The sequence below is a fragment of the Meiothermus hypogaeus genome (genome assembly GCF_003574035.1).
In the GTDB taxonomy this organism is placed as follows: domain Bacteria; phylum Deinococcota; class Deinococci; order Deinococcales; family Thermaceae; genus Meiothermus; species Meiothermus hypogaeus.
In genome coordinates, this window is record NZ_QWKY01000071.1 from 1 (window position 1) to 16,011 (window position 16,011).

The 16,011-nt window shown below is 61.6% G+C and carries 15 protein-coding genes; 10 read left to right on the plus strand and 5 right to left on the minus strand.

The annotated features are described in order from the left end of the window. Nucleotides 1-948, minus strand: a 948-nt coding sequence (locus Mhypo_RS14235; protein WP_119341949.1) for an Ig domain-containing protein, incomplete at its 3' end; no start/stop codon positions are given. A 138-nt stretch (nucleotides 949-1,086) separates the two neighbouring features. Here Mhypo_RS14235 and dcd point away from each other — a divergent pair. From dcd to Mhypo_RS14250, 3 genes are all read left to right on the plus strand, one after another. Continuing rightward, a complete protein-coding gene (dcd, locus tag Mhypo_RS14240) occupies nucleotides 1,087-1,635 on the plus strand; it encodes a dCTP deaminase (RefSeq protein WP_119341950.1) in 549 nt (182 codons plus the stop codon). A 211-nt stretch (nucleotides 1,636-1,846) separates the two neighbouring features. Then, nucleotides 1,847-2,395: a peptidylprolyl isomerase gene (locus tag Mhypo_RS14245; protein WP_206074928.1), complete on the plus strand. Its 549-nt coding sequence runs from the start codon at nucleotides 1,847-1,849 to the stop codon at nucleotides 2,393-2,395. Between the two features lie 44 nt (nucleotides 2,396-2,439). Beyond that, complete coding sequence (locus tag Mhypo_RS14250; RefSeq protein ID WP_119341962.1) at nucleotides 2,440-3,546, plus strand: ATP phosphoribosyltransferase regulatory subunit; 1,107 nt, start codon at nucleotides 2,440-2,442, stop codon at nucleotides 3,544-3,546. A gap of 201 nt (nucleotides 3,547-3,747) precedes the next feature. Here Mhypo_RS14250 and Mhypo_RS14255 read toward each other — a convergent pair whose 3' ends face one another. Then, nucleotides 3,748-4,215 (minus strand): Lrp/AsnC family transcriptional regulator, encoded by a 468-nt coding sequence (locus tag Mhypo_RS14255; protein WP_206074927.1) that lies wholly within the window; start codon nucleotides 4,213-4,215, stop codon nucleotides 3,748-3,750. Nucleotides 4,216-4,337: 122 nt separating this feature from the next. Here Mhypo_RS14255 and Mhypo_RS14260 point away from each other — a divergent pair, with 122 nt between their 5' ends. The 5 genes from Mhypo_RS14260 (at nucleotide 4,338) to Mhypo_RS14280 (ending at nucleotide 9,642) form a co-directional block, all read left to right on the plus strand. Beyond that, nucleotides 4,338-5,522: a trans-sulfuration enzyme family protein gene (locus Mhypo_RS14260; protein WP_119341953.1), complete on the plus strand. Its 1,185-nt coding sequence runs from the start codon at nucleotides 4,338-4,340 to the stop codon at nucleotides 5,520-5,522. Nucleotides 5,523-5,985: 463 nt separating this feature from the next. Continuing rightward, a complete protein-coding gene (locus Mhypo_RS14265; protein WP_119341954.1) occupies nucleotides 5,986-6,633 on the plus strand; it encodes a GntR family transcriptional regulator in 648 nt (215 codons plus the stop codon). Nucleotides 6,634-6,713: 80 nt separating this feature from the next. Continuing rightward, nucleotides 6,714-7,679 carry a Bug family tripartite tricarboxylate transporter substrate binding protein gene (locus tag Mhypo_RS14270; RefSeq protein WP_119341963.1) on the plus strand — a complete coding sequence of 322 codons (966 nt, stop codon included), beginning with the start codon at nucleotides 6,714-6,716 and terminating at the stop codon, nucleotides 7,677-7,679. Between the two features lie 10 nt (nucleotides 7,680-7,689). Continuing rightward, entirely contained in the window at nucleotides 7,690-8,121 is a 432-nt protein-coding gene (locus Mhypo_RS14275; RefSeq protein ID WP_119341955.1) for a tripartite tricarboxylate transporter TctB family protein, read from the plus strand. Nucleotides 8,122-8,130: 9 nt separating this feature from the next. Continuing rightward, the gene (locus Mhypo_RS14280) at nucleotides 8,131-9,642 is read left to right on the plus strand and encodes a tripartite tricarboxylate transporter permease (protein WP_119341956.1); all 1,512 of its coding nucleotides are present in this window, start codon (nucleotides 8,131-8,133) and stop codon (nucleotides 9,640-9,642) included. Nucleotides 9,643-9,675: 33 nt separating this feature from the next. On the opposite strand, the gene Mhypo_RS14285 is transcribed toward Mhypo_RS14280, so the two are convergent. Next, nucleotides 9,676-10,284, minus strand: a complete 609-nt coding sequence (locus tag Mhypo_RS14285) for a hypothetical protein (RefSeq protein WP_119341957.1) — start codon at nucleotides 10,282-10,284, stop codon at nucleotides 9,676-9,678. 214 nt (nucleotides 10,285-10,498) lie between these two features. Between Mhypo_RS14285 and Mhypo_RS14290 the strand changes: the two genes are divergently transcribed. Further along, on the plus strand, nucleotides 10,499-10,804 hold the full coding sequence (locus Mhypo_RS14290) for a hypothetical protein (RefSeq protein WP_119341958.1): 306 nt from the start codon (nucleotides 10,499-10,501) through the stop codon (nucleotides 10,802-10,804). Nucleotides 10,805-10,847: 43 nt separating this feature from the next. Here the strand turns inward: Mhypo_RS14290 and Mhypo_RS14295 are convergent, their stop codons facing one another. Next, nucleotides 10,848-12,518, minus strand: coding sequence for a DEAD/DEAH box helicase (locus Mhypo_RS14295; protein WP_119341959.1), 1,671 nt, complete (start codon nucleotides 12,516-12,518; stop codon nucleotides 10,848-10,850). 290 nt (nucleotides 12,519-12,808) lie between these two features. Between Mhypo_RS14295 and Mhypo_RS14300 the strand changes: the two genes are divergently transcribed. Next, nucleotides 12,809-14,584, plus strand: a complete 1,776-nt coding sequence (locus tag Mhypo_RS14300; RefSeq protein ID WP_170148316.1) for a stalk domain-containing protein — start codon at nucleotides 12,809-12,811, stop codon at nucleotides 14,582-14,584. Here the strand turns inward: Mhypo_RS14300 and Mhypo_RS14305 are convergent. Beyond that, nucleotides 14,581-15,798: a molybdopterin molybdotransferase MoeA gene (locus Mhypo_RS14305; protein WP_119341961.1), complete on the minus strand. Its 1,218-nt coding sequence runs from the start codon at nucleotides 15,796-15,798 to the stop codon at nucleotides 14,581-14,583. The two genes, Mhypo_RS14300 and Mhypo_RS14305, sit on opposite strands and share 4 nt — an antisense overlap. Between the last annotated feature and the right edge of the window lie 213 nt (nucleotides 15,799-16,011).

Below are 16,011 nucleotides of genomic sequence, written 5' to 3' on the forward strand. Positions count from 1 at the left end.
GTTCTCGGCAGCGCTGGGGGGGTTGGCAGCCTGGTTTTCGGAGGAAGCGGGTGGGGTCGCTTGTGCTTCGGTCTGGCCTCGAGGGGAGCTGTTTTCAGGGGCTTGGGGGGTGTTGGCCGCAGGCGCTTGGGGAGCGGTGGTAGTCAGGCGGCGGCCCCAGTTGCGGGCAAGGGCCTCGAGGTCGCTGTACTTGTAGCGCCCCTGGGTGCTTACCCGCTCGATGGCCTGGGCGTTGCCGGCCAGTTTGCCGTTTTTGTCGTAGAAGGCCACCCGGGTTTCGCGGAAGCTGGCTTCGGGCCGCACCTTTTTGTCGGGCAAGGGGGCGGCGGTGAAGCGAAAAACTTCGAAGTCTTTGCGTGGGCCGATAAAGGCGGCATCAATATCCACCAGGCCCTTTTCCTCATCGTAGCGAAGCACATAGAGTACGCCGGCATCGGCCTTGAAGGTATCCAGGGTAGCTTTGAGGTCTTTTAGGGGAATTTGTGCCTGAAAGCCCCTGGCCTCGCGGTCGCGCACCCGGAACAGGTAGGGGAAGGGGTCGGATACCTCGGCCAGGGGGAAGACCTGGTCGAGCCGGGGGGGCGGGGTTTCCCCTATGACCAGGGTTACTTTTTGGGTGCGATTGGAAAGGTTGGCGTCCTCTACGCTCACCGTGAGCTCGAAGTTGCCCTTTTCCTGGGGCGTGCCGCTGATGCGCCCGTTGCTGTAGGTGAGGCCTTTGGGCAGGTTGCCCTCGAGGCTGAACTTGTAGGGCCGGATGCCGCCGTCTGCGGTGAGGGTGGTGCTGTAGGGTTCATCTACATAACCCGTGTCGATTCGAAGTGTCAGACGAAGGGGTTGACGGCTTTGGTTGTTTTGGCTGTCCGAACCGCAGGAGGCCAGCAGAATACCTAAGAATACGGGTAAACTCGCCCAAAGAACCCTGCTCAATACCGGTAACCCGCGCATGAGTCCAGTTTAGACCGCCGGATGAAGCCTGGTTGTGAAAATGGCCTGGCTATTACTCATGCGGGTACAACAATGGGGCCTCCACGATAAGCGTGATGGGGCATGCCTTCAGCGTTTGGGGCTTGTATAGTGTGGGGCATGAGTGTTAAGCCCGACTGGTGGATACGTGAAAAAGCCAAGCAAGGCATGATTGAGCCCTTCGAGGAGCGCCTGGTGCGCGATGGGGTGATCAGCTACGGGCTCTCGAGCTTCGGCTACGACCTGCGGGCGGCCCGCGAGTGGAAAATTTTCGCCAACGTGTTTCACACCATTGCCGACCCCAAAGGCCTGGATCCCAAGAGCTTCGTGGACTACGAAGGCGACGAGGTGATCATCCCACCCAATTCCTTTGTGCTGGCCCGCAGCATGGAATATATCCGCATGCCCGATAACGTTCTGGCCATCGCCATCGGCAAAAGCACCTACGCCCGGGTGGGCATCGTGGCCAACATCACCCCCCTGGAGCCAGGCTGGGAGGGGCATGTGACCCTCGAGTTCTCCAACACCACCCCCCTGCCGGCCAAGATGTATGCCGGGGAGGGCGTGGTGCAACTGGTGTTCTTCGAGGGGGAGCGCCCGGAGGTAACCTACAGCGACCGCAAGGGCAAATACCAGGGCCAGCAGGGCATTACCCTGCCCAGGATTTGAGTGAAGCCCAAAGCTGAAGGCTCAACCCCGAAAAGCAAAACCTTCACTGCCCTCGACACCTGGCCCTGAACCCTTCTGGCGTGTTCTCATCTGGGTAAGTAAACTGTTCCAGATGCGCGTTGCTTTGATCGTTGCCGTTCTGGTGGCCCTGGCCGCTGCCGCCTTTTTCTTGTGGCAGGGGAGTGGAGCAGACCGCAGTTTTGGAGGAAACATGGAAGCCCTGCCCTACAAGTCCGACAAGCCCGTGACCAAGTTTGCTAAAGCCGAGCAGGTGATTGACCCTGCCAAATTCGACTACTACGCCGAAATTGAAACCAGCAAGGGAAAAATCGGTATAGATTTATATGAAACAGAAGCGCCCAACACGGTCAACTCGTTTGTATTTTTGGCCCTCCACCGATACTTTGAGGGCATTGTGTTTCACCGGGTCGTTCCGGGGTTTGTGGCCCAGACCGGCGACCCCACCGGCACCGGCATGGGCGGCCCCGGCTACCAGTTTGGGCTGGAAGTGACCCCCAAGCTCAACTACGACAAAAAAGGCGTGCTGGGTATGGCCCGCACCATGGATCCAAACTCCAACGGCAGCCAGTTCTTCATCACCTACGGCCCCACCCCCAACCTCAACCAGCAGTACACCATTTTTGGGCAGGTGGTACAGGGAATGGATGTGGTGGAAAATATCAACCCCACCGAAGGCCCCCAGGCCCGCCGGGAACGCGACAAGATTTTGTCGGTGAAGATATTTGCGAAGAGCAAATAGGCTTTAGCTCCGAGCCGATGGCTTTTGGGCTATCCGGTACCTGCATGATTCCCGAAGGCACCCGCTACTTTCTGCCCCCCGAGGCCCGCCAGCGCCGCGAACTGCTGGAGCGGCTGGCAGGGCTCTTGTATGGCTGGGGGTACGAGCCGGTAGAGCTGCCCTCACTGGAAATCTACGACCCACAACACACCCTGGCCGAGCGCGCTTTCAAGCTCGTAGACAAAACCGGCGAGGTACTGGCTTTGCGCTCGGAGTTTACCACCGCGGTAGCAGGGCTTCTGCGTAGCAACGGGCGGTTGGTGTCGGGCCAGCCGGTGCGCATGCAGTATGCCGGAACCCTCTGGCTGCGCGAGGCCAACGCCGAACTGGGGCGCAGCCGCGAGTTTAGCCAGGTGGGGGCCGAGCTGGTGGGGGTGAGCAGCCCCCAGGCCGACGCCGAGGTGCTCGAGCTGGCCTGGGAAGCTTTGCAACTCATTGGCTTCCCCGAGGCTAAGATCGAGGTGGGGCTGCCCGCCCTGGTGCGGGATTTGCTGGACGCCACGGGCTTGCCCGAAGAAAAAAAGGAGCGCTTGCGCCAGGCCATCCACCGCAAGAACAGCCCTGAGCTGGAGTCCTTGCTGAAGGACTACCTGGTACACCCCAGCTTGCAAAAGGCCCTGCTGGCCCTGCCCGACCTGTACGGCGGGCGGGAGGTGCTGGAAGAAGCCCGCAGGCTGCCCCTCTCGGGCAAAGCCCAGGCCGACCTGGACTGGCTCGAGGCCGTCCTGGCCCTGCTGCCCGAAGTACCGTTGCTTCTTGACCTTGGCCGGGCCCGGCTCCTGACCTTCTACACCGGCCTCAACTTCCAGGCCTACACCCCCGACTTTGGCCTGCCCCTGCTGGGCGGAGGCCGCTACGATGGGGCTTTGCTGCCTTATGCGGCGGGCTTTGCTCTGGGGCTCGAGCGGGTCATGGAGGCGCTACGCCTGCCGTTGTCCGAGGTCCCGCCAGAGGTACTGGCGCTGGATCGGGCTCTGGCCCGAAAGCTGCGCTCGGAGGGCAAGCGGGTAGAACTGGCCTGGACAGCCAACCTGCGCGACCTGAAGGAGTACGCTTTGGAAAAAGGAATCCGCTGGCTGGCGGTAGAGGGGCGGCTCGAGCCCATCGGGTAATACCGGATTCAAAAAGACTGGCTAGGAAACCAAAAACCCCAAAGGTCGTCTTTTTGAATCCTGGAGCACACCCCTCCCGAACGGTCGGCGAAAAAAGCATCTCCCTTTCCAAGGGGCGGTATCGCCCTCCGCTACGCGGATAACTTCGGCCCTGTTGATTCGTTACCGTTCGGTAACGAATCAACCGCACCTGGTATGTGTTCACACTGGCAACTCGGTGGTGCTCTTAACCTGCCGCAGCACCGCCGAGGAGATTACCGTGCTCAGGCCCGGAATGGCGGTGAGGTGATCCAGTAAAAATTTCTGAAACTCGTTCAGGTCGGCCACCATAATCTTGAGCAAAAAGTCGTCCTCGCCCATCACCACGTGGCATTCGGTGACCTCGGGGTATTTAAGCACCTCCTGCTCAAAACGCTCCACATCGGCGCGGCTTTTGTGGTCGAGCTTGACCCGCACAAATACGCACAGGCTGCGGCCGATTTTGTCCTTGTCCAGGAGGGCCACATAGCCCCGAATCACCCCCAGTTCCTCCAGTCGCCGAACCCGGCGCAGGCAGGTTGAGGGGGAAAGGTGAACCTGCTCGGCGAGTTCGCTGTTGGGGATGTGGGCCTGGCGCTGGAGGATGCTCAAAATTTTGCGGTCTTTTTTGTCCAGTTCAATAGTTGCCATGAGATTGCTCCATCTTAGCATTTTGTGCAATTTGATTGCATCAAAGAGCGAAAAATCGGGCGTTATCGCAAACTTTTGCCGTCCAAATGGTGCTACGCTAAAAGTAAATCCGAGGTATGCTTATGAAAATCAGAACCCAGGCCGTGCACGCCGGACACCACCCCGACCCCATGACCGGAGCCCATGTGGTGCCCATCTACAGCACCTCTACCTTCGCCTATGGTTCGTTTGCCAGGGGAGAGCGGCTTTTTGCCGGGGAGGAGGCGGGCTATATCTACGGGCGCGTCGGTAACCCCACCGTGCGGGCCTTCGAGGAGAAGCTGGCCAGCCTCGAGGGGGCCGAAGATGCAGTGGCCTTTGCCAGCGGAATGGCCGCCATCAGCGCGCTGTGCAACACCCTGCTGGCCCCCGGCGACGAAATCGTGTATCTGGCCCCTCTGTACGGCGGCACCGAGGGCTACTTTCTGGAGACCCTGACCAAATTTGGGGTGCGGGTAACCGACGCGGGGAGTGTGGAGAACCTGCCCCAGGTCCTTTCGCCTGCCACCCGGCTGATCTACCTCGAGACCCCCACCAATCCCACCCTGCGCATCTACGACCTAGCGGCGGTGGCCCAGCTTGCCCGCGCAAGAGGAGTGCTGACGGTGGTGGATAACACCTTTGCCACCCCCTACCTGACCCGCCCCCTGCAGCACGGTATTGACCTGGTGCTGCACTCGGCCACCAAATACCTGGGCGGCCACGGCGACTGCCTGGCAGGGGTGCTGGCCGGCCCCAGGGAGCCCATGGAGGCAGTGCGGGCCGAGGGGCTGCGGCATATCGGCGGTACCTTGGGGGCCTTCGAGGGCTACCTGATGCTGCGGGGCCTCAAGACCCTGCCCCTGCGCATGGAGGCCCACTGCGCGGGTGCAAATCAGGTAGCCGAATACCTCTCCCGGCACCCTGCCGTGCGGCGGGTCTATTACCCCGGCCTGCCCTCCCACCCCGGCCACGAGACGGCCCGGCGGCAGATGCGGGGCTTTGGGGGGCTGGTCTCCATTGAGCTGGAATCCAAACAGGCGGCGGCCATTTTCCTGGATAGCCTGAAGCTTTTCACCCAGGCCGTAAGCCTGGGCGATGTGGAGTCGCTGGCCACCCACCCGGCCTCCACCACTCACCAGCTTCTGCCGCCCGAGATTCGGGCTGCCCACGGCGTCAGCGATGCGCTGGTGCGCCTTTCGGTAGGCATCGAGGACCCCGAGGATTTAATTGCCGACCTCGAGCAAGCCCTTGCCCAGGTAACGCGGGCTACGGCGGCCTCGAGGTAGCCTTTGCTCCAGGGATGAGTATTTGTGGCGAGACGCCGGTTTTTATACCAGATTCGGTTAGTTCGTCACCCTTTGGTGACGAACTAACCCGACCGAAGTTATCCGCGTAGCGGAGGGCGATACCGCCCCTTGGAAGTTATCCGCGTAGCGGAGGGCGATACCGCCCCTTGGAAGGGTGAGGCTTTTTTCGCCGACCGACAGGGAGAGGTGTGCTCTAGGATTCAAAAAGACAGCCTCTGGTGTTTTTGGTTTTGTAAACTGTCTTTTTGAATCCGGTATTAGGTGTGCTGGCGCCCCGGGTCAAAGGTTTAGGGCTTCAAGGGCCACGTTTGCAGTCCGACAAACCCCATCGGCCATAGACCATTGACTGCAGACGTTTTTTTCCTGCCATCGGCGAAAGGTTTGCACCTTTTCCTGAACCTCGAGTTGAGCTGGTATACCAAAAAGGGTAGCATATCCTTCCATGCTGGCTCCGCAAACCGAAGAGGCTTACCGCCGCCTGCGCCGGATGATTTTGTCGCTGGAACTGAGGCCTGGCGAGCCCCTGGTTGAGCGCAAACTGGAAGAACTGCTGGCGGTTTCCCGAACCCCCATCCGGGCCGCCATTCAACAGCTTTTCCGTGAGGGGCTGGTACAGCGCACGGGCCGGGTCTACACCGTAGCCCCCCTGGATCTGGCGGAACTCGAGGAGGCTTTTGAGTTTCGTACCTGGCTCGAGACCTACGTGGTGCGGGTGGCTGCCTCGCGCCGGCCCAACGCCCGCCAGCTTCAGGAACTGCTGGCCTCGGTAGAAGCCGACCTCGACCCCGAGATCGAACTGGAAAAAGCCACCGATTTCCACCTGGCCCTGGCCAAGCTTACCGGCAACCGCTTTGTGGTGGCCTCGCTGGCCCAGGTTTTGCAACGCATCTACCGGGCCCGCTACCTGGAAATTACCCGCCCCCAGGGGGCCGACCAGGCCCTGAGCGACCACCTGCACTTGATCGAACTGCTGCAGCAGGGGCAGGCCGAGGCGGCAGCAGCCTTTTTGCAGAGGCACCTCGAGCGTTCCCGGGAGGCCTTATTAGAAAGCCTCGAGGGCTCCATTTTGCTGGGCGTACGCTCATCTTGACGCCCAAGGTGGGCCGGATAGAATCAATGACACGCTATACCTTGGGCGATTTTTGCCTGTTGGAGATAGGAGGAACCATGATGCGATTGGCAACTTTAGCTGTAGTTTTGCTGGCTGCTGGAGGGGGGCTGGCCCAGTTCACCCCGCGCAACCCCGAGTGCATCGCCCCTGCCGGGGCAGGCGGCGGCTGGGACTTCACCTGCCGCAGCGTGGCCCAGGTGATGCAAGACCTGAAGATTGTGTCCCAACCCATCAAAACCACCAACCTAACCGGGGGTGGTGGTGGGGTGGCTTATGCCAACGTGGTTACTCAGCGTAACAACGATGCCAACCTGATTGTGGCGGCCAGCCCGGCCACCACGGTGCGGCTGGCCCAGGGGCAGTTCAGCCGCTTTACCGAGCGAGATGTGCGCTGGCTGGGCGCTGTGGCGGCCGACTTTGGCCTGGTGGCGGTCAAGGCCGACGCGCCCTGGAAAACCATGCAAGAGCTGGTGGCGGCCTGGAAAGCCGACCCCTCCAAAATAGCGGTGGGCGGGGGCAGCGCGGTGGGCGGCCAGGACCACATGAAGGTGTTGCTTCTGGGCCGGGCGGCAGGTATTGAGCCGCGTTCCATCAAATATGTACCCTTCGATGGCGGTGGCCAGGCCCTGACCTCCTTGCTGGGGGGCTTTATCCAGGTATTCGCCGGAGATGCTTCGGAGCTTCGGGCCCAGGTGGAGTCCGGTACGGTGCGGGTGCTTGCGATGATGTCGCCCCGTCGCCTCCCTGCGCCCTATGCCAACGTGCCGACCCTTCGGGAGCTGGGCTACAACGTAGACTGGGTGGTCTGGCGCGGCTTCTATGTGCCTAAGAATATGCCCACCGAAGCCTACGAGTTTTGGGCCAGGGCTTTGCGGCAGGTGGAGCGCAGCCAGGAGTGGGCCAAAGTGCGCGAGCAGAACAGCCTGGGTCAGTTCTTCATGACCGGGGCCGAGTTCCAGGTCTTCATCGACCGGCAGGTCAACCAGTTCCGCAACCTCTCCCGCGAACTGGGCATCATCCGCTAGACCCCAGCCGATGGCCGACCGCATCGTAGGCGTCCTGGTCTTGCTGCTGGCCCTGGGGTATGGCCTCGAGGCCAGCCGCATGCAGGTAGGCTTCCTTTCCGACCCTTTGGGCCCCCGGCCTTTCCCCTACATCATTGCTGTATTGATGGGGCTTTCGGCCCTATGGCTCATCTTCAAACCTGACCCCAGCCCCACCTGGCCGCCCGCGCGCTTCTGGCCGGTGCTGGGGCTGGTGCTCTTGAGCCTGGTGGCGTATGCCTATTTGGTGGTGCCGCTGGGTTTTATACTCACCACTACCCTCGAGATGACCTTGCTCTCGCTGCTGTTTGGCGCCCGCTGGTGGCAGGGGCTGGGGGCTGCGCTGGCCTTCACCCTGGCCGTCTACTTCTTGTTCACCGAAGGGTTGGGTGTGACCCTGCCGGTAGGCCGGATTTTCGGATAGGGGAGACCGGTGGACATCCTGCAAGCCCTCCTTAATGGTTTTGGGGTCGCTTTCCAGCCCCTCAACCTGTTCCTGGTGGTGCTGGGCTGCCTGGTGGGTACGCTGATTGGGGTTTTGCCAGGTATTGGCCCTATCAGCGGGGTGGCCCTTTTGGTGCCCCTCACCTTTGCCCTCAAGATGCCGCCCGAGTCGGCCCTCATTTTGCTGGCGGGCATCTACTACGGGGCCATGTACGGCGGCTCCACCACCAGCATCCTGCTCAACATCCCCGGCGAGACCTCCTCGGTGGTCACGGCGCTGGACGGCAACAAGCTGGCCAAGCAGGGCCGGGCCGGCCCCGCACTGGCCATGGCGGCCTGGGGCTCGTTCATTGCCGGCACCCTCTCGGTGGTGGGCCTGATGACCCTGGGCCCCTTGCTGGCCCAGTGGGCCATCCGCTTTGGGCCTGCCGAATACTTTGCCCTGATGGTTTTTGGCTTCTCCACCCTCTCGGCCCTGGCGGGCAAAAACATGTTCAAGGCCCTGATCGCTACCGGCTTTGGCCTGATGCTGGCCACGGTGGGCCAGGACCCCCAGTCGGGCATATCGCGCTATACCTTTGGGCTCTTGCAGCTCGAGGACGGCATGGACTTTCTGGTGGTGGCCATCGGGCTTTTCGCGGTCAGCGAGGTGCTCATGCTTCTGGAGGAGAAGACCCCCGGCGCCATGCGGGCCCAGGTGGGGCGCATCTACCTTTCCTTGCGGGACTTCATGGCCTCGCTGCTCACCATTTTGCGTAGCAGCGTGCTGGGCTTCCTGATAGGGGTTCTGCCGGGGGCCGGAGCCTCCATTGCCAGCTTCGTGGCCTACACCACCGAGAAGCGCCTGCTGGGCGCCAGAGCCCGCTTTGGCGAGGGCGACCTGCGCGGGGTGGCGGCGCCAGAGTCGGCCAACAACGCGGCGGCGGGCGGGGCCATGATTCCCCTCCTGACCCTGGGCCTGCCTGGCAGCGGTACGACTGCCATCATGCTGGGGGCCCTGATCAGCCTGGGGGTCACGCCGGGGCCGCAGATGTTCCAGAAGAACCCCGAGGTGGTCTGGGGCCTGATCGCCTCGATGTACGTGGGCAACGCGGTGCTGCTGCTCTTGAACCTGCCCCTGGTGGGCCTTTTTGTAAGGCTTTTAGCCGTGCCCGCCTGGTTCTTGATTCCGGCGGTGCTGGCCATCAGCTTCATAGGCGTGTATGCAGTCAACAACAACCCCTTCGACCTGCTCCTGATGGCGGCGTTTGGCCTGGTGGGCTACCTGATGCGCAAGCTCGAGTTTCCCCTGGCTCCGGTGTTGTTGGGCCTGGTGCTGGGCTATCTGATGGAGATTAACCTGCGCCGGGCCATGACCATCAGCAACGGCGATGTGGGCTATCTGTTCAGCAGCCCCATTGCCGTCGCGCTGTGGGTACTGGCTGCACTCTCGCTGTTCGCGCCTGTGATAATCGCCCGCTTCCGCAAGCAGGGCTTGGGGCAGGGCGATGAGGAGTTGTAGGCAGGTTAGCAACCGCTGTTCTAGAGGAAGCTTTTAGCGCATTTCCTTTACCAGAACCTGTGCAGTACCAAAGCATCCGGGATCGGTAAAAGCTTCGGTCCCTGAGCCGTTGTTGGCAGCTCTTACCCAAATGCTTACGGTGTGGGTACCTGTCGGCAGGCCCGTCACCACACCGTTCATTGTTGCGTTGACCCCTGTCCCCCCGACTTCATTGCTGAGCACCAGGGCGCGGATTCTCCCGGTTGCTGTGGGGTTGTTGTCGACCCGTAACTCGAAAATGGCCCCATTTGAGCTGGTCAGGGACTGGACGTACAGCCGCCCGGTGAAGGTCAGTTCGATGGTTGAGTTTGCGTCTTGCTTGTTGAAGGTTCCCAGGTCTGCGATTTTGGTGTAGGTGTTTGTGAAGGCTGCAACGGTTTCGCAGGACACTGGAATTGCTGTGCTTCGCAACAGCCCGGTGGTGGGTTTGGCCTCGAGGGTGTCCACGGCTGTCTTCAGGGCTGTAAAATTGGCGTTCAAGGCTGCCGCACTAATAACTTGCCCGGCCGAAAAACTGTTGGGAATTGTCACTGCCAACGCGCTTAACCCCGCCGCTACGATGGATACACCTAAAACGAAGTATTTGAGGTTCTTTCCGTTCATGGTTCCTCCTTTGAGGGCAATATAGTCAACCCAGCGTTATTTAAGCGTTATGTAGACGTCTGCACGATTGGTAATCGGTTTGTGGATTTCGGTCGGACTGTTGTTAGCGTCTGACACCGTCACACGATTTCGCTAGCAACGGATTGGCGGGCCGAGTAGTGGCAATCGTGACCCTCCTTACGACCTCCACCCCCGGTTGCGCTACCCTCAGGGCATGGAACTCCTCGGGTGGTCGCTGGTCATTCTGGCGGTGCTGCTGCTCACGGGTTGGTTGGGGCCCCTTCTGGGGGTGGTGCTGGCCATTGCCGCCCTGCCGGTACTGGCCGTGCTGGGTGTGGTGCTGTTCCCCCTGCTGCTGGTGCTGCTGGTTCTGGGCCTGGTGCTGTGGGTGGTGGGCAGCGCCCTGGGGGTGGCGGCGGGCTTGCTGGGGTTTTTGCTCCAGTGGGGGCTACCTCTCCTGCTTCTGGGAGCGGGTATCTGGCTACTCACCAGAAAGCGACATCCGCGCTTGCAAGCCTAAAAAAAAGCCCCCTCGAGCGAGGGGGCTCTAAGTAGTGTGCTATTTATCGGTACACAATGCGCCGACGCTCACCCTCGCGCCGCTCTTCAAATCCTTCGAGACGGCGCTCACCCTGGCTGCGGCGCTGCCCTCCACCCTGTGAACGGCCCTGGCTCTGACGACTGCCTTGACTACGGAAGCCCTGGCGTTCAGGCAGCCGGGACTCCGCAGGCACCTCGGTGGCTTTCATCAGGCGCAGGTCGCGTAGCACCGAATGGTCGAGCTTGCTCACGTCCTCAGGCCGAATATCCACATAAGCGGCCACCTCGCCGTCCAGGCGAATGCGCCCGATCTCGCCTGCGCCCGCGCCTTTCAGCACTGCAACCACACGGTTCACGCTGAGGCGCGAGCCCGAAAGCTTGAGGGTGACCCAGTTCTCCTCGCCGGTAATCAGGCTCTTGGGGGTGGGGGCTCCGCCCAGAATCAGGGCCAGCATGCCGGCCACGGCGTCCACGCCTCCTTCGGCAATCAGGCGCTCGGCCTGTTCGCGCCAGAGCTTCTTGTCGGCCTCGGGCTGCCTGGCAATCCGGCGGGCCAGCACGGCCCACTTGGCCTCCATGACCTCTTCGGGGGTGGGGGGGTTGACCCGCTTGAAGCTGCGTTTGACCTCGCGCTCGAGGGTCTCCAGTTCGCGCTTCTCGCGGGGGCCATACAGAATTACCACCTTGCCCGAGCGCCCCGCCCGACCCGTGCGGCCCGAGCGGTGCAGATAAGATTCGCTTTGATCCGGCAGGCGGTAGTGTACTACCAGATCGACCTCGGGGATGTCCAGGCCCCGGGCCGCTACATCGGTTGCGACCAGCACGCTTACGGCCCCGCTGCGGAAGCGCTCCATTACGCGCTCGCGGTCAATCTGGCCCATGTCGCCGTGAATGGGGGCCGCGCTGTGGGCCCGGCTTTCCAGGCCCAGGGCCAGGTCGTTGCACTCGGCCTTGGTACTTGTAAAGACGATGGTGCGCTCGGGTGCATAGGCAAAGAGCAGATCCGAGAGCACCGAGATGCGGCCATGGATGGGGGCCTGAATGGCGACTTCCTCGTAGGAGATGGCCTCGTCTTTGATGACATTGATAAGGGTAGCCCCCCGTTGAAAGCGCTCCGAAAGGCGACGCGCCCAGGTGGGTAGAGTAGCCGAGAACAACAGGGTCTGCCGGGTGGCAGGCGTGGCCTCCAGCAGTTGCTCGACCGCTTCCTCAAAGCCCATCGAGAGCATCTCATCGGCTTCGTCGAGCACCACAATCTCGACCCTGGATAGCTCGAGAACGCGCTGCTCCATGTAGTCAATGGCCCGCCCCGGGGTGGCTACTACCACGTCGGTGCCGCGTTTGAGGGCCTCGGCCTGCTTGCCGTAGCCGGTGCCACCGTAGATGGGCGTGATGCTGAGGTGCGGCGCCAGCCACTCGAGTTCCTTGGCGACCTGCAAGGCCAGCTCGCGGGTGGGGGTGAGGATAAAAGCCCGGGGGGCGCGTCCGCGCTCACGGGCGGCATCCAGCCGATGGGCGATGGGGATACCAAAAGCCAGGGTTTTGCCGGTGCCGGTGCGGGCCTGGCCCAGTACGTCCTTGCCCTCCAGGGCCAGTGGGATGGCCGCAGCCTGGATGGGGGTGGCGGTGGTAAAACCTTTGGCTTCGAGGGCCCTGGCAACTTCAGACCTTAACGTAAATGCAGAAAACTCCATGTTTCAAACGTCCTTTTTGGGTGGTGGGCTGAAAAGCCTTCGAGGCGAATCCAACCCTGTAGGGTTCGAGCCGCTCATCCCAGAAAGAACCGAATGTCCAAACTGTACCGAGGTATAGGATGTACGGCTTTGTTGAACCATGCGCTTGGCCGCACCCTGCGGGAAAGTAAGCGCAACCCTTGCAGTGTGGGGGATGGTGTGGGTTTTGTCAAGGGTTATTGGTTGAAAGCCCGAAGCCAAAGGCCCAAAGCGTATGAATATTGCCTAAAAATCAGACTATTACCGATTTTTTGGCTATCAGCTTTGGGGCTTTAGGATACTTCTTTACACGGCTTCTGTTATCCTTGGCCCTCGAGGTGATTGTGCGCTGGTTTGTGTTGCTTTTGTGGATTGCTGTCGGTGCTTCTGCGCAGCAGCTTGCCACCCGTCAGTTGGTACTGGACTTCGAGGGGGGGCTGGCCTACCTTAATGGTTCGCCCATCACCCTGAACCCCCCTGCCCGTGTGGTGGAGGGGCGGGCCCTTATTCCGGTGCGGGAGGTGGCCCGGGTACTGGGGGTCAGCCTGGAGAACCTGAACCATGGCACCCAGGGGGTGCGGCTGGGTAAGCTGGAACTTTACCCCGCTTTGGGCCAGGCCCGCCTGGACGGACGGCCTTTGGGTTTGAACGAGGTGGGGCAGTTGCAGGATGGGGTGATGTACGTTTCGGCCCGCGCCCTGGAAGCGGCCCTGGGGGCTACCGTGGTGTTCGATCCGCTACAGCGCATGCTCACCCTGACCTATACCCACGGTGCCATTGCGCGGGACACCACCCGTCCGGTTGCGCGTTTTGCTACCGACAAGCAGGAGTACAAAATCGGGGAGCCGGTGCGTATCATCGAGTACTCCTATGACCCCGACGGGCAGCCGCTTTCCCTGAGCTTTACCGGACGCGAAGAAGCCTACTTCACCCCTGGCGAGAAACTGATTACCCTGGTGGTCACCAATCGCGCAGGGCGCAGCAGCGAGCCTTTTTCCCGGCGCATCGTGGTGCGGCCCGAGGTTATGTACAGTGCGCGCGATTATGCCCTGCGCTTTTACAGTTTGGGGCGCCTCTTTCTCGACTCCGAGATACTGAGCTATCCGGTTCTTGCGACCGATAAGCAGGACGGGGACATACCCCTGCTGGTCTCCAACTCCCCCGAACAGGTCGCGCGCTCGGGGGTGCTTTATGCCGACGCAATAAGCGGATCGGCTCGCCTCCTGGCCTATCACCAGAACGCCCTACCGACTCCGGCCCGGCTGGTGGTGCTGGTGAGCAACGTGGACATAGTGCCGGTTCAACTTAAAGTCGAGCGGCTGGGCGAGACGGCGGCTACCCGGGTAGTGGCGGTGCTGGGGCAGGTGAGCCTGATGGACTTCTTGCTGGCTCAGGCAGGCGAGCAGGTGCGCCTTGAGCCTGGCCAGACGGCGGCGCTCTACCGATCGGACCCGCTGGCTACCGGACAGGGCCTCAACCTGATGGTCGATCTCCAGGCCAGTGGTCAGGTCAACCTGACGGTGGCGATGATCGAGGAGAGCTTGCTGCCTGCGCTCAGCAAAGAGGGGCTGGCTTCTCTGCTGCCCTTGCTGCCCAACCTCGAGCCCGATGGTATCCATGTGCGCGGTACTTTTCCATCGGCGCTGCGTACCCTGCGGGTGCGACTGGAAGGCATGGTGGGCCGCATCGTGATTGGTGATGGGGTTTTTGACCCAACGCCTGCCGGCATGGATGCCCTCACGGGTCAGCTTGTGCGCCTTCGGGGCCACTACGGCCTTACCTACCGGGTTGTGCTGGACGGGGCACTCAACACTGTGGGCGCTTTCTCTCCCCGCGGGGGGGCTTATGCGGGTGCCATCCGGGTCAACGGCCTCTTGCAGCCTGTGCCGTCCAATGGGGTGCTTTTGCGCCCGGACAACCCCCTGATTTTCTTCCGCGAAACCCAGAATGATCAGGTTACCATCGAGCTCATACCGGCTTCCGGTTCGTATCTGCCGGTGAATCTGGTGGTGTACCGACTGCAGCCACTAGAGGCCACCCGGCCCTAAGAAGCCCCCGGAAAGGGAATTACATCTACCGAATCGCCAGGCTGCGCCAAGAGGCCGGCCTCGAGCACCACCAGCGCATTCCCCACCGCCATCGAGTTCAGCACGCCGCTGGACTGGTTGCCGGTGCTGGCCACGCGGTAGCGGTCGTTTTCCCAGCGCAGTACGGCCCGCCGGTAGGCCCGCCGGGTAGGGTTGGCCTCGAAAGGGGTATCGGCCACAGCCCTCAGCAGGCTGTAAGGCGCATCGGTGCGGCCTAATAGTTTGAAGAGAAAAGGCCGCCCGAAGAGCAAAAACGTCACCATCGCCGAGACCGGATTGCCCGGCAGGCCCATCAGGGGTAGCCCGTTCCAGGTCGCAAAGAGCAAGGGGCCCCCCGGCTGCAACTTGACCTTCCAGAAATGGATCTCACCTTCGCGCTCCAGCATCTGCCGCACGATGTCGTACTCGCCCATCGAAACCCCACCCGTCGTGAGGAGCAGGTCAAGTTTGCCAGCTCGCTGTAGCTGGGCCCGAACTCCCTCTACACTGTCCGACGCTTTGGGTAAGATGACGGGCTCACCGCCTGCCTCCAATACCAGGCCCGCCACCGAGTAGCTATTGGAGTTGTAGACCCCGCCATAGGGTAGCGGCTCCCCTGGCTCAACCACCTCGTCGCCGGTGGACAGAATACCCACCCTGGGCCGCCGAACCACCGGCAGTTGGTCGTAGCCCATGGCCGCTGCCAGCCCCACCCGGCCGGGGGTGAGTAAATCGCCCTTGTGCAAATACGTCTGCCCCAGCACCAGGTCGTCGCCCTTGCGGCGAATGTCGGCAGCCGAGGCCGGTTTCATCAGCCAGACATAATCGCCCTCCCGCAGGGTGTCTTCCACCCGAATCACCGCATTGGCCCCTCTGGGGATGGGGGCGCCGGTAAAAACCTGCACGGCTTCTCCGGGCTCCAGCTTTCCGGTGAATGGTTTGCCGGCGGGTGATTGACCGACCACTTTGAGCTTGACCGGGTTACCCAACGAGGCGCCCCTGGTGTCGGCCTCGAGGCAGGCATAGCCGTCTACTGCCGTATCGTCGGTGTAGGGGTGGTTAACCTTAGCACTTAGTTCTGCGCCCAAAATGCCGCCGTAGGCAGCGGTCAGGGGCAATAGCTCAATGCTTTCCAGGGGTTTGGCCTGTTGCAATACAATCTCAAGGGCTGCTTCGACGGTAATGTTCTGCTTCATAGCTTCTATCCTATCCAGTTGGGGTTATCTTCGTGATACAAGGACGTCCCCCCTATTGACACATCCAAACACCTTTGATATTCTTCTCGTTGCGCCCCAATACGAAGGCTGGCGCGAGGATCATGACAAAGGGGTAGTAGATAAGGGAAGGAAGTCCATCCTGGACGTTATCTATTGTGCGAGCGATAGAGGGGATTCAGGGTGGGTGTGAAT